Annotated in this window: 11 protein-coding genes; 7 read left to right on the forward strand and 4 right to left on the reverse strand. The window is 64.0% G+C overall.

Features of this window, described 5'->3' with window-relative positions; all coding sequences use genetic code 11:
• Positions 1–18 precede the first annotated feature (18 nt).
• The 3 genes from YUA_RS0110100 to YUA_RS0110115 all read right to left on the reverse strand — a co-directional run bounded on the left by YUA_RS0110100 (position 19) and on the right by YUA_RS0110115 (position 3,626).
• Positions 19–1,890, reverse strand: coding sequence for an AMP-binding protein (locus YUA_RS0110100; RefSeq protein ID WP_027530575.1), 1,872 nt, complete (start codon positions 1,888–1,890; stop codon positions 19–21).
• A gap of 343 nt (positions 1,891–2,233) precedes the next feature.
• Positions 2,234–2,992 carry an SDR family NAD(P)-dependent oxidoreductase gene (locus YUA_RS0110110; RefSeq protein ID WP_027530576.1) on the reverse strand — a complete coding sequence of 253 codons (759 nt, stop codon included), beginning with the start codon at positions 2,990–2,992 and terminating at the stop codon, positions 2,234–2,236.
• Between the two features lie 55 nt (positions 2,993–3,047).
• On the reverse strand, positions 3,048–3,626 hold the full coding sequence (locus YUA_RS0110115; protein WP_245285133.1) for a TetR family transcriptional regulator: 579 nt from the start codon (positions 3,624–3,626) through the stop codon (positions 3,048–3,050).
• A gap of 239 nt (positions 3,627–3,865) precedes the next feature.
• On the opposite strand from YUA_RS0110115, the gene YUA_RS0110120 reads away from it, so the two are divergent.
• A complete protein-coding gene (locus YUA_RS0110120; protein WP_027530578.1) occupies positions 3,866–5,038 on the forward strand; it encodes an acetyl-CoA C-acetyltransferase in 1,173 nt (390 codons plus the stop codon).
• 170 nt (positions 5,039–5,208) lie between these two features.
• Positions 5,209–6,753 (forward strand): acyl-CoA synthetase, encoded by a 1,545-nt coding sequence (locus tag YUA_RS0110125; RefSeq protein ID WP_027530579.1) that lies wholly within the window; start codon positions 5,209–5,211, stop codon positions 6,751–6,753.
• Between the two features lie 4 nt (positions 6,754–6,757).
• Here YUA_RS0110125 and YUA_RS0110130 read toward each other — a convergent pair whose 3' ends face one another.
• Complete coding sequence (locus YUA_RS0110130; protein WP_027530580.1) at positions 6,758–7,300, reverse strand: methylated-DNA--[protein]-cysteine S-methyltransferase; 543 nt, start codon at positions 7,298–7,300, stop codon at positions 6,758–6,760.
• A gap of 141 nt (positions 7,301–7,441) precedes the next feature.
• Between YUA_RS0110130 and YUA_RS0110135 the strand changes: the two genes are divergently transcribed.
• The 5 genes from YUA_RS0110135 (at position 7,442) to YUA_RS0110155 (ending at position 12,325) form a co-directional block, all read left to right on the forward strand.
• The gene (locus YUA_RS0110135; RefSeq protein ID WP_027530581.1) at positions 7,442–8,260 is read left to right on the forward strand and encodes an alpha/beta fold hydrolase; all 819 of its coding nucleotides are present in this window, start codon (positions 7,442–7,444) and stop codon (positions 8,258–8,260) included.
• Positions 8,261–8,262: 2 nt separating this feature from the next.
• Positions 8,263–9,075 carry an alpha/beta fold hydrolase gene (locus YUA_RS0110140; protein ID WP_027530582.1) on the forward strand — a complete coding sequence of 271 codons (813 nt, stop codon included), beginning with the start codon at positions 8,263–8,265 and terminating at the stop codon, positions 9,073–9,075.
• A gap of 156 nt (positions 9,076–9,231) precedes the next feature.
• A complete protein-coding gene (locus tag YUA_RS0110145) occupies positions 9,232–9,909 on the forward strand; it encodes a GntR family transcriptional regulator (RefSeq protein ID WP_027530583.1) in 678 nt (225 codons plus the stop codon).
• A gap of 138 nt (positions 9,910–10,047) precedes the next feature.
• Positions 10,048–10,848 (forward strand): phytanoyl-CoA dioxygenase family protein, encoded by an 801-nt coding sequence (locus YUA_RS0110150; protein ID WP_027530584.1) that lies wholly within the window; start codon positions 10,048–10,050, stop codon positions 10,846–10,848.
• A gap of 163 nt (positions 10,849–11,011) precedes the next feature.
• Positions 11,012–12,325 carry an NAD(P)H-dependent oxidoreductase gene (locus tag YUA_RS0110155; RefSeq protein ID WP_027530585.1) on the forward strand — a complete coding sequence of 438 codons (1,314 nt, stop codon included), beginning with the start codon at positions 11,012–11,014 and terminating at the stop codon, positions 12,323–12,325.
• Positions 12,326–12,595 lie beyond the last annotated feature (270 nt).

Consider the following 12,595-nt stretch of genomic DNA (forward strand, 5'->3'; position numbering starts at 1 on the left):
AGAGCGAGAGTTGCGTCTTCATCGCAGCACGATCACGTCCTGGTCAGGTTTATCCGCATAGAGCCGCTCCACCAGCGCCGCGCGGCGTTCCAGGCCGGCGCGCTGGTTGATGTAGCCCTTGTCGGTGAGCTCGTTGCCGTCGATCGAGGGCGGCTCGGCCATCAGCATCGCGCGCGCGATGATGCGACTGCTGGCGCCTTCGCACTCCTTGTTGTGCGCCTCGAGCCCACGCTTGAAGCAGGCAATCACCTCGGGATGTCTTACGGCATCCTCGAAGCCGAGATCTGGATTGCCGACGAGCTGGCGGCACGCATGCAGGTTCGGCCAAGCCAAGAGGCTGATGAAGGCGCGATCCTGTCCCGCTACCAAGGCGTCATGCACGACAGGCGTTGCTGCGGCGATCGCATCGGTACGCAGCGACCCGACATGCACGAAGGTGCCGGTGGTCAACTTGAAGTCCTCGACCACGCGCCCGGCGAAGATGATGCCCTTCACCGGATCGGCATCGTCGACGAAAATACCGGCGTCGCCGATGCAATAAAAGCCTTCCTCGTCGAACATCTTCCTGGTGAGATCGGGCTGACCGAAATAGCCGGGCGTGACGTTGACGCCGCGCAGGCGCAACTCATATTTCGAGCCGCACGGCACCATCTTCAATTCGACGCCGGGGAACGGCAGGCCGATCAGACCGACGCGCTCAGTGTCCCAATAGGTGCCGGTTGAGGTCGGCGCAGTCTCGGTCGAGCCCCAGCCGGTGTAGAACACGATGCGCTCGCCGGTGGTCTTCACGGCGAGAGCCTGCATGCGCTCGTAGAGATCATCAGGCAGCCGCGCGCCGCCATAGGCCATGATCGACAGGTTCTTGAAGAACGAGCGGCAGAGCGCATCGTCCTTCTCCATGGCAGCCGCGAGCGCGGCATAGCCGGCCGGCACATTGGCGTAATAGGTCGGCGAGATCTCGCGCAGGTTCTTGATGGTCTCTTCGAGCTGACCCGGCATCGGCCGGCCGTCGTCGATATAGAGCGTGCCACCATCAACCAGCACCGGATGGAACGCGGCATTGCCGCCCATGGTGTGATTCCAGGGCATCCAGTCGAGCACCGTGGCGGGCGGACCGCCAGGTGTGCGGGGCCGCACCTGCATCATCATCGCTGCATTGGCGCACATCATCTCTTGCGTGTTGATGACGGCTTTGGGCATGCCGGTCGAGCCTGACGTGAACAGTAGCTTGCCGACGGTCTCGGGCGTTACCTTCGCGATCGATGCATCGACATCAGGCGTCACCGGCGTGGCTGCAAGCTCGGCAAAGCCGACGCTCTTGATGCCATCGCATGGCCGCGCGACGTGAACGACAGTGCCGCCGGTGAGATCGAGCGCTTTCAGCGCCTTCTCGAAGGTCGGCCCATCCTGCACCATCACCACGGCCGGCTTGATCAGATCAAACAGGTACTTCAGCTTGACGTGATCGTGGCTCATCAACGAATAGGCCGGCGACACCGGCGCAGCCGGCGAACGCGCCTGCATCGCGGCTTGCGTCATCAGTGCGTGCTCGATCGAATTGCCGGAGAGGATCGCCACCGGGCGTCCGTCTAGCTTGAGATTGAGCAACGCCTGCGTCAGCGCATCCACCGTGCGCTTGGCTTCACCGTAGGACACCTTGCGCCATTCGCGGTTCGGACCGCCGCGCTGCGCGAGCCAGGTACGATCCGGCGCTTCCTTCGCCCATTTCGCGAGCGAGGCCGGAAGATGCTTCTCATAGGCCTGCAGCGGAATGCGCGACTTCAGCACCACCGTGCCGTCAATGCGGCGCGCGACATCGATGTCGCGTGCGAGCCACTCGACCTTGCGAAAGGCGGGCTTCGCCATCACCGCCGCCGCGCTTCCACTCATTTTGCGTCTCCCGGAATTATTGTCCTTTGCGGATCTTTGTCGTTCAGCGCTTGATATAGACAGGCTTTCGCTTCTCAAGGAAGGCCCTGAGCGCAGGATCGAGCGCGTTGAGACTGTCAGGACGTTTGAGCGGCTCGATCAACAGCGATTGAGACATGGAGCCTCGTGCTTGCCGCGGATCGCGGCGTCGATTGCTGCGCCCTCTCCCTCTGTGGGAGAGGGCATGTAGATCGTTAGCCACATACCCGCTTGGGTCTGTCTCCACGGAGAGAACCCCTCATCCGGCGCTTCGCGCCACCTTCTCCCACAAGGGGAGAAGGGACAGCAGCCGAGTATGCCTACGTTACCGCGGCGCCATGCGGATGGCGCCGTCGAGACGGATGGTCTCGCCGTTGAGCATCGGGTTCTCGACTATGTGCACGGCGAGCGAACCGTATTCCTTGGCGTCGCCGAGACGCGAGGGATGCGGCACCTGGGCGCCGAGGCTCTTGCGCGCTTCCTCGCTCAGACTCATCAGCAGCGGCGTGAAGAACAGGCCCGGCGCGATGGTGTTGACGCGGATTTTCTGGCTGGCGAGGTCGCGCGCGGCCGGCAGGGTCAGGCCGACGACGCCGCCCTTCGAGGCCGAATAAGCAATCTGGCCGATCTGGCCTTCGTAGGCCGCAACCGAGGCCGTATTGATGATGACGCCGCGCTCTTCGCCAACCGGCTCGATCGTGACGAGGCGCTCGGCGAACAGGCGCAGGCAGTTGAAGGTGCCGATCAGGTTGACGTTGATGATGCGCGCGAACTTTTCCAAGGGATAGACGCCGTCGCGGCCGACGATGCGCTGCGAGCCGCCGATGCCGGCGCAGTTCATCAACACGCGGGCGACGCCATGCGTGGCTTCCGCCTTCGCGATCGCAGCCTTGATCTGCTCCTCGCTGGTGACGTCGGCATGAAGCCCGACGCCCTTCACTTCGGCGGCGACCTTCTCGGCGTTGTCCTTGTTCTGATCGATCACGCCGATCCTGGCGCCTTTGGCGGCCATGGCGCGTGCGGTCGCTTCGCCGAGACCAGAACCACCACCGGTGATGAGAACGGCTACGTCTTTCAACTCCATGATCGGCTACCTTTCCTTGGACGTTTCTTCTCTAGATTTGAAAGTATTGGCCGGATTATCCGGCCGCAGCAGCTTCCCCGGCTTGCGTAAGGATGCCGCCGCAGATCAGCGTTTCCATGTGCTTGATGTATTGCCGGCAGACGTCATCGGTGACCGGACCGACGCCGGTCGCGCGAGACATCGCGTGCCGGCCGAAGAACAGGTGATCGCAGGCGCCGATCAGGCTGGTGTAGAACAGCACCGGATCGGTTTGGCGAAACTCGCCGCGGCTGACGCCCTCAGTGAGCAGGCGGCGGTGGAAATCCAGCAGTGGCGCGACGAAGAATTTTGAGACTTCATCCGCGGAGCCGGCCACACTCTCGTGCAGGAGATAATGGATCAGCCGGTTCATGTAGGGGAACCGGTGATAGGCGCGAATGATGCCGGCGATATGCAGCTTCAGCTTCGCGGTCGATGTGATCTGCTGTGCCAGCAGATATTCCAGATTGGACATCTCCGTCGCGGCATCGCGCGCGAGCAGCGCCAGCAACAGGCCATCCTTGTTGCCGAAATGATATTTGACCAGCGCGGCGTTGGCGCCCGACTTCTGGGCGATGTCGGAGAGCGAGATCTCGATCGAGGAACGTTCGATCATCAGTTCGCTCGCGGCTACGAGCAATTTCTCCGCCGTGGAATTCTTTCCGCTGGGGAGCCTGTTCGGTACGCTGGTAGTCACGGAGATCCCTGTTCTCGCCGCCTGAAGCGGGCCGCAGATAAGCCCAAGCAGCGCCTCCCCACAAGAGTTAATTGATCGATTGACTAAACGATGTCCCGCCCCTTAAATCCGCCACCGACAACCCGACCCTATCAAGAACAATCATGGGAGAGACCGAAATGGCCGAGGCTTATATCGTCGCCGCTGCGCGTACCGCGGGCGGGCGCAAGGGGGGCCGCCTCGCCGGCTGGCATCCGGCCGATCTCGCAGCCAAGGTGCTGGACGAACTGGTCGATCGCACCAAGGTCGATCCCGCTTTGGTCGAGGACGTGATCATGGGCTGCGTGATGCAGGTCGGTGAGCAGTCCAACAACGTCGCGCGCAACGCGATCATGGCTTCAAAGCTACCGGAGAGCGTGCCGGGTACCTCGATCGACCGTCAGTGCGGTTCCTCGCAGCAGGCGCTGCACTTCGCAGCTCAAGCCGTGATGTCCGGCACGATGGACGTGGTGATCGCGGCCGGCGTGGAATCGATGACGCGCGTGCCGATGGGCCTGTCCTCACAGCTCGCCGCCAAGAACGGCTTTGGCCACTACAAGAGTCCGGGCATCGAGGCGAAGTACCCGAACATCGTGTTCAGCCAGTTCACCGGCGCGGAGATGATGGCCGAGAAGTATGGCCTGTCGAAGGATGACCTCGACGAATATTCCTACAACAGCCATCAGCGCGCGATCGCGGCGACGCAAGCCGGTCACTTCAAGAAGGAGATCGTGCCGCTCGAGATCACCCGCGCCGACGGCTCGAAGGACACCCACCATATCGACGAGGGTATCCGCTTCGACGCCACGCTCGACGGCATCAAGAGCGTCAAGCTGATCGCCGAGAACGGCAAGCTCACCGCGGCAAGCGCCAGCCAGATCTGCGATGGCGCCTCCGGTGTCATGGTGGTCAACGAGCGCGGCCTGAAGCAGCTCGGCGTGAAGCCGCTGGCGCGCATCCACCACATGACCATGACCGGCGGCGATCCCGTCATCATGCTCGACGCTCCCTTGCACGCCACCAAGCGCGCGCTGGAAAAGGCCGGCATGAACATCGACGACATCGACCTGTTCGAGGTCAACGAGGCCTTCGCCTCGGTGCCGACCGGATGGCTGAAGACCACCGGCGCCGATCCTACCAGGCTCAACGTCAACGGCGGCGCCATCGCGCTCGGCCATCCCCTTGGCGGCTCCGGCACCAAGCTGATGACGACGCTGGTCCACGCCCTGCACCAGCGCGGCAAGCGCTACGGCCTGCAGACCATGTGCGAAGGCGGCGGCATGGCCAACGTGACGATCGTGGAGCGGCTGTAAGGCGTCTCCACACAAACGGTGTCGTCCCGGCGAAGGCCGGGACCCATAGCCACAGGAGCGTGTGGTTAGGGTGAGCTGGGGCGACATCACGTTTCAACAATTTTGAGCAGTGGTTATGGGTCCCGGCCTCCGCCGGGACGACAGTTTAGTTTGCCTTGGGACCTGCGCTTATGACTCATCCCTCCATCCACGCCCGCACCACGCCCGACAAGATCGCCTACCAGATGGCTGGGACAGGCAAGGCGGTCACCTATCGCGAGCTCGACGAGCTCTCGAACCAGGGCGCAAACCTGTTCCGCTCGCTGGGGCTGAAGGCCGGCGATCACATCGCGCTATTGATGGAAAACCGCCTCGCCTTCATGGAGATCTGCTGGGCGGCGCAACGCAGCGGGCTCTATTACACAGCGATCAGCCGCTATCTGAAGCAGGACGAGATCGATTACATCATCGGTGATTGCGGCGCCAAGATCGTCATCACGACGCCGAAATGCGCCGACCAGATCAAGGACCTGGTCGAGGGCGCGCCGGGTCAGCCGATCTTCTTCATGGTTGACGAGCCCCTGCCCGGCTTCCGCTCTTACGACAAGGAAGCAGCCGCGCAACCTGTGACGCCGATCGCGGATGAAGTCGCCGGCTACGACATGCTGTATTCGTCGGGCACAACTGGCCGGCCGAAGGGCATCAAGAAGGCCTTCGAGGGGAACAAGATCGATGTGCCGAATGCCTTCCTGCGCGTGCTCTGCGCCGACATGTGCGGCATGAACGCCGAGAGCACCTACCTCTCGCCAGCGCCGCTCTATCACGCGGCACCGCTACGCTTCAATATGATGGCGATCGTGCTCGGTGGCAGCTCGATCATCATGGAGCATTTTGACGCCGAAGAGTTCTTGAAGCTCGTCGAGAAATACAAGGTCACGCAATCGCAGCTGGTGCCGACCATGTTCGTGCGCATGCTCAAGCTGCCCGACGACGTCCGGGCCAAGTACGACGTCTCCACGCTCAAGGGCGCAATCCACGCCGCCGCGCCTTGCCCGGTCGACGTCAAGGCAAAGATGATCGAGTGGTGGGGGCCGATCCTGATCGAGTATTACGCGGGCTCGGAAGGCAACGGCGTCACCGTCTGCAATTCGCAGCAGTGGCTGGAGCATCGCGGCAGCGTCGGCCGCGCCGTGGTCGGCAAGATCAGGATTCTGGACGAGAACGACGAGGAGCAGCCGGTGGGCGAGATCGGCACGGTCTATTTCGCCGACGCGCCCGCCTTCACCTATCACAACGATCCCGAGAAGACGAAGAAGGCCTATAACGCCAAGGGCTGGTCGACGCTCGGCGATGTCGGCTATCTCGACAAGGACGGTTTTCTGTTCCTCACCGACCGCAAGTCCTACATGATCATCTCGGGCGGCGTGAACATCTACCCGCAGGAGACCGAGGACGTTCTCATCACCCACCCCGAGATTGCCGACGTCGCCGTGTTCGGCGTGCCGAACGAGGAGATGGGCGAAGAGGTCAAGGCGGTGGTGCAGCCGCACGACATGAAGCGCGCCGGCAAGGAGCTCGAGGCGGACCTGATTGCCTACTGCAAGACGCGTCTCTCCGCAATCAAGTGCCCACGCTCGATCGATTTCGAAGCCGAGCTGCCGCGCACGCCAACCGGCAAGCTCGTGAAACGGCATCTGCGCGACAAATATTGGCCGAAGATGGCGGCGAAGATTTAGCGCCTCAATCGAACAGGCTCGGCGTGTGGTTCACCAGCGCGCCTTCGATCTCGAGCATCCTCAATTTCGTCACCACGCCGCCATTCGCCGAGAAGCCGCCGGGCTTGTTGCCGGCTGCCAACACCCTGTGGCAGGGCACGACGATCGGGCACGGGTTGTGCCCGAGCGCCTGCCCGACATCACGCGACAGCTGGACGCCGCCGAGGCGCTTGGCGATGTCGCCATAGGTGATGGTCTTGCCGGGCGGGATGGCGCGGGCGATCTCGTAGACGCCGCGGTTGAAGTCGGGCACGCCGTCGAGATCGAGCGGGATATCGGTGAGGTCGTCCGGCTCGCCCGCGAGCAGTTTTATGATGCGGTCGATGGCCTGCTGCACCTCGGCTGTCGGCTCGGCCTCGCTGGCGTCGGCGTGGCGCTGGCTGATGCGGGTGCGGATCTTCTGCTCGCTGCCCATCGGCAGTTGCGTGCCGTTGATGCCGCGCGGGCCCCAGGCGATGGCGCAGAGGCCGATCTTGGTGTCGAACAGGGCAAAATGCTGGTCGGTCATGGCTTGGTTCCTGGACTAGCGTCTTCGTCGCATGCCCCCAATGTGATCTCTGCTTGAATCTAGGCTTGGAAATAGTTGCGATCCACCCGGTTTCCGGGAATCTTGCACAGGAGTTCCGCCTTCCCCTTTCGTGAGCCCCGAATGCAAAGCCTCCACGTCAACGGATACGACATGCCCTATCTCGACGTGGGCGAGGACAAAGGCCGGCCGCCGCTGGTCTGCGTGCACGGCTCGCTCTCCGACTTCCGCGTCTGGGGCTGCGTGCTCGGGCCGCTGACGCAGCGGCACCGGATGATCGTTGTCAGCCTGCGGCACTTCTTCCCGGCACAATGGGACGGCGTTGGCGACACCTACTCGATCGCCCAGCATGTCAGCGACGTCATCGCGTTCATCGAGAAGCTCGAGCTCGGCCCGGTGGATCTGATGGGCCATTCGCGCGGTGGCCACATCTGTTTTCGCGTGGCGCAACAGCGGCCCGATCTGTTGCGGCGCCTCGTCCTCGCCGAGCCTGGCGGCGAGCTCGATGCGAGCCTCGATCCTGATTACGCCGGCGGCCCCTCGCCCCTGCTGGCGCGGTTCACGGCCTCGGCCGAGAAGATCGCGGCCGGCGATGTCGATGGCGGCCTCGCTGTCTTCGTCGACACGCTGGAGGGCGCTGGCACCTGGCCGCGGCTGCCGGCGATGGTGAAGCAGAATCTGCGCGACAACGCCACTACGCTGATCGGCCAGGTCCGCGACAATCGTCCGCCGTTCTCGAAGGCGGATGCGGAGGCGATCAAGATGCCGACGCTGTTCGTCCTGGGCGCGCGGACCAAGGGCCTGCTGCCGAAAGTGCTGCATGCGCTCGCCGCGCACGTGCCTTACTCCAAGACGGCGATCATCCCGAACGCGACGCATCCGATGTTCGAGCAGGCGCCGCAAAAATACTCCGAAGTGGTCCTGGATTTTCTGGCGAGCTGATCATGCAGAGCCTTCGCGTCAACGGTTACGACATGGCCTATCTCGAAGTCGGCGAGGGCCATCCGCTGGTCTGCGTGCACGGCACGCTCGGAGATTTCCGAACCTGGTATTCCGTGCTCGGTCCGCTGTCGAAGAACCATCGCGTGATCTCGGTCAGCCTGCGGCACTTCTTCCCGGAGCATTGGGATGCCGTCGGCGACGACTACAAGATGGCGCAGCATGTCGCTGACACGATCGCGTTCATCGAGCAGGTCAAGCCCGGACCGGTCGATCTGATGGGTCATTCGCGCGGCGGGCATATCGCGTTTCGCGTGGCGCAGGCGCGGCCTGATCTGTTGCGCAAATTGGTGCTGGCCGAGCCGGGTGGCGATCGTGATGTCAGCCTGCCGGTGCCCGAAGGCACGCCCGCGCATCCGCCGCTTGCCGCGAAGACGATACGCTGCGTCGAGATGATCCGCGCCGGCGACATTGAGGGCGCGCTGCAGAACTTCTACGAGGGCATCGAGGGCGACGGCTCCTGGCGGCGTGTGCCGGCGGCCGCAAAACAGCAGCTGCGCGACAACACGCTCACCTTCCTCGGCCAGATCAACGAGCAGCGCAAGCCCTATACGCTTGCGGATGCACAGGCGATCAGGACGCCGACGCTGCTGATCGGCGGCGGCGCGACGACGGGGAGCCTGTCGGTGATGTGGCGCGTGCTGGCCGAGCACATCGCAGGCAGCAAGACGGCGGTGATTGCAAATGCCGGCCACTGGATGTTCGAGCAGGCGCCGCTGGAGTTCGGCGAGGTAGTGAGCAGGTTCCTGGCGGATTAGGCAACGCGATCGCCGTGAAAACAACCCCATGCACAGTAGGCCGCCTCAATAGAAATCAAAGGCTTATCCCACCCAAAAGCGGCGGCATTGACGGCCTGTCCCTCCCGCGATACCTTCGAATACGGAATTCCGTATTCCCTTTTCGGAGCCGCCGGCGTGATCCCTCTCGACCCGCTCCCGAACCTGATCGACCAGGTCTATGCTCGGATCCTGGAGGCAATCTCCGATCGCACGCTTCAGCCCGGCCAGCGCATCCGGCAGAACGAGCTCGCCGACAAGCTCGGCGTGTCGCGCCAACCGGTGTCGCATGCGCTGCATCTGTTGCACCGGCAGGGGCTCGTCGCCGAGAGCGGCCGGCGCGGCTTTGAAGTGACGCAGCTCGATCCCGCGCGCATCCGCCAGCTCTACGAAGTACGCGGCGCGATCGATGCGCTCGCGGCCCGGCTTGCCGCCGAAGGTGCCGCGAGTGACGCGGCCGGACGCGCGCGGCTCGACGCGGCGCTCGCCGCCGGACGCCGCATCGATCGCAAAACGACGCTCGCCGAGCTGATCGCGCTCGACGTCGAATTTCACCGCGCGATCTATCAGCTCGCCGGCAATCCCGTAATCGAGGAGACGATCACGCCGCAATGGCCGCATATGCGCCGCTCGATGGCGACCGTGCTGTCGGAGCTCGATTATCGCGGCAGCGCCTGGGCGGAACACACTGACATCGCCAAGCACATTTTCGCAGGTGACGCGAAGGCGGCCGAACGCGCGGCGCTGGCGCATGCGCAGACGGCGGGACGGATGACTGAGGAGCGATTGAGGGCGACGGACGAGGTGGCGGCGTAGCCTCTGTCATACCGGGGCGACGCGTAAGCGTCGAGCCCGGAATCTATCCAGCGACAGAGACTGCGGATGAATGGATTCCGGGCTCACGCTTCGCATGCCCCGGAATGACAAGAACAAAACAACCAAGGAGGACGACCCATGAAATTGTCTCAGGCACAATTGGAGTTCTTCCACCGCGAGGGCTGGCTGTTCCTGCCCGAATTGTTCAGCCAGGAGGAGGTCGATTTCCTCGCGCGCGAGGCGGTCGGCATTTACGATGCCAACCGGCCGGAAGTCTGGCGCGAGAAGAGCGGTGCGCCGCGCACGGCCTTTGCTGCCCATCTCTACAACGAGGCCTTCGGCATTCTGGGCGCGCATCCGCGCATGATCGACCCGGTCGAGCAGCTGTTCGGCGAGCCGGTCTACATGCACCAGTTCAAGATCAACGCGAAATCGGCTTTCACCGGCGACGTCTGGCAGTGGCACCAGGACTACGGCACCTGGAAGCGCGATGACGGCATGCCGGAGCCGCGCGCGATGAACATCGCGATCTTCCTCGACGAGGTGATGCCGATCAACGGTCCCCTGATGCTGGTGCCGCGCAGCCAGAACGCCGGCGATCTCCAGGCCTCGCATGACCTCTCGACGACGTCCTATCCACTGTGGACGCTGGACGAGGACACGGTGACGCGGCTGGTCAAGCAGGGCGGTATCGTGGCGCCGACCGGCAAGCCCGGCGGCATGCTGATGTTCCACGGCAATCTCGTGCATGGTTCGAGCGGCAACATCACGCCCTACCCGCGCAAGATCGTGTATCTGACGCTAAACGCGGTCTCGAACTACATCCGCACCCCGACGCGGCCGGAGTATATTGCGCATCGCGATTTCGCGCCGATCAAGACGGTGGACGATGATGCGCTGGTGCGGCTCGCCCGTGCGCCGCGGCAGGCGGCGGAGTAAACAGGTCTCGTGCCCCGGACGCAGCGCAGCACGTCAGTGATGCGCTGCTGAGCCGGGGCCCATGCCACACGGATAGTTTCTCTCTAGGTCCCGGCTCTGCGGTGCAGCGCTGAAGAAGCGCTGCACCGCGTCCGGGACACGATACCTGCTCAGGACATTCCCCATGAACCTCTTCCGCCTCCTCCAGGCCCGCGCGTCCGCCGGCAAGCCTGTCCGTGTCGCGCTGATCGGCGCCGGCAAATTCGGCTCGATGTTTCTGGCGCAGGTGCCGCACACGCCGGGGCTGGAGGTGCCTGTTATCATCGACATCGACCGCGACCGCGCCCGCGAGGCCTGCCGCACAGTCGGCTGGAGCGCCGAGCGGATCGCCGCGACCATGTTCACCGATGACGGCGCACGCGCCATCGCGGGCAGCGCGATGGATGTGGTGGTGGAGGCGACCGGCAATCCCGCCGTCGGCATCCGCCACGCGCGCGCCGCGATCGCGGCGGGCAAGCATATCGTGATGGTCAATGTCGAGGCCGACGTGCTCGCCGGCCCGCTGCTCGCCGAGGAGGCGCGGAAAGCGGGAGTGGTCTATTCGCTCGCTTATGGCGACCAGCCGGCGCTGACCGCCGAAATGGTGGACTGGGCTCGCGCCACCGGCTTCCGCGTCGTCGCCGCCGGCAAGGGCACAAAATACCTTCCGGCCTACCACGACGTGACGCCGGATGGCGTCTGGCAGCACTATGGTCTCACCGTGGGCGAAGCGCAGTCGGCGGGCATGAACCCGCAGATGTTCAACTCCTTCCTCGACGGCACCAAATCGGCGATCGAGATGGCCGCGATCGCGAATGCCTGCGGGCTCGACGTGCCCACGGGCGGCCTGCTGTTTCCGCCCTGCGGTGTCGACGATCTCCCGCACATCATGCGTCCCAGTGACAAGGGCGGGGTGCTGGAGCGATCCGGCGTGGTCGAGGTCGTCTCGTCGCTGGAGCGTGATGGCCGACCGGTGTTTCGCGATCTGCGCTGGGGCGTCTATGTCGTGCTGGAGGCGCCGAACGATTACGCAGCCGACTGCTTCAAGCAGTACGGCCTGAAGACCGATTCCAGCGGACGATATGCGGCGATGTACAAGCCCTATCATCTGATCGGGCTGGAGCTGAACATCTCGGTGCTGTCAGCGGCGCTGCGGGGCGAACCGACAGGGCAGCCCTACGGCTTCCGCGGCGACGTCGCGTCCGTGGCCAAGCGCGATTTGCGCGCCGGCGAAATGCTGGACGGCGAAGGCGGCTACACGGTGTGGGGCAAGCTGGTGCCGGCCGCCGCGAGCCTCAAGGCAGGCGCCCTGCCGATCGGGCTGGCGCATCGCCTCAAGCTGAAGCACGACGTCGCCCATGGCGAGATCGTGCGCTGGAGCGATGTGGAGTTCGACGCGAACAATGAGACGGTCCAGATAAGGAAGGCGATGGAGACGACGTTCGCGAACGAGGGATAGTCGCGTTAGGTTGAGTTGGTGCCGCCGCTGGCTCGGTGCACCTCTCCCGCTTTCGGGAGAGGTCGACGCAACGCGCCGGGTGAGGGCTTTCTCCTCTGAGGGAGTGAGGCGCTGATCAGCGAGGAAGGGCGGAAACGACGAAAGCCCCGAAGGTGTCTCCGGGGCTTTTTGGTGTGAAGCGTAGTATAGTACGAAAGGCTAGCAGCGCTATCGTGGGCAAAGCGTAGCGTGCCCACCAACCTCGACCACGATCCGCCGAAGGATGGTGGG

Origin of the sequence: Bradyrhizobium sp. WSM3983, from assembly GCF_000473045.1 — a bacterium.
Taxonomy (GTDB): Bacteria; Pseudomonadota; Alphaproteobacteria; order Rhizobiales; family Xanthobacteraceae; genus Bradyrhizobium.

Excerpts from the sequence above, each read along its gene's own strand:
- YUA_RS0110100 (WP_027530575.1), bottom strand. The coding sequence starts at position 1,890 with ATGAGTGGAAGCGCGGCGGCGGTGATGGCGAAGCCCGCCTTTCGCAAG.
- YUA_RS0110110 (WP_027530576.1), bottom strand. The coding sequence starts at position 2,992 with ATGGAGTTGAAAGACGTAGCCGTTCTCATCACCGGTGGTGGTTCTGGT.
- YUA_RS0110115 (WP_245285133.1), bottom strand. The coding sequence starts at position 3,626 with ATGATCGAACGTTCCTCGATCGAGATCTCGCTCTCCGACATCGCCCAG.
- YUA_RS0110120 (WP_027530578.1), top strand. The coding sequence starts at position 3,866 with ATGGCCGAGGCTTATATCGTCGCCGCTGCGCGTACCGCGGGCGGGCGC.
- YUA_RS0110125 (WP_027530579.1), top strand. The coding sequence starts at position 5,209 with ATGACTCATCCCTCCATCCACGCCCGCACCACGCCCGACAAGATCGCC.
- YUA_RS0110130 (WP_027530580.1), bottom strand. The coding sequence starts at position 7,300 with ATGACCGACCAGCATTTTGCCCTGTTCGACACCAAGATCGGCCTCTGC.
- YUA_RS0110135 (WP_027530581.1), top strand. The coding sequence starts at position 7,442 with ATGCAAAGCCTCCACGTCAACGGATACGACATGCCCTATCTCGACGTG.
- YUA_RS0110140 (WP_027530582.1), top strand. The coding sequence starts at position 8,263 with ATGCAGAGCCTTCGCGTCAACGGTTACGACATGGCCTATCTCGAAGTC.
- YUA_RS0110150 (WP_027530584.1), top strand. The coding sequence starts at position 10,048 with ATGAAATTGTCTCAGGCACAATTGGAGTTCTTCCACCGCGAGGGCTGG.
- YUA_RS0110155 (WP_027530585.1), top strand. The coding sequence starts at position 11,012 with ATGAACCTCTTCCGCCTCCTCCAGGCCCGCGCGTCCGCCGGCAAGCCT.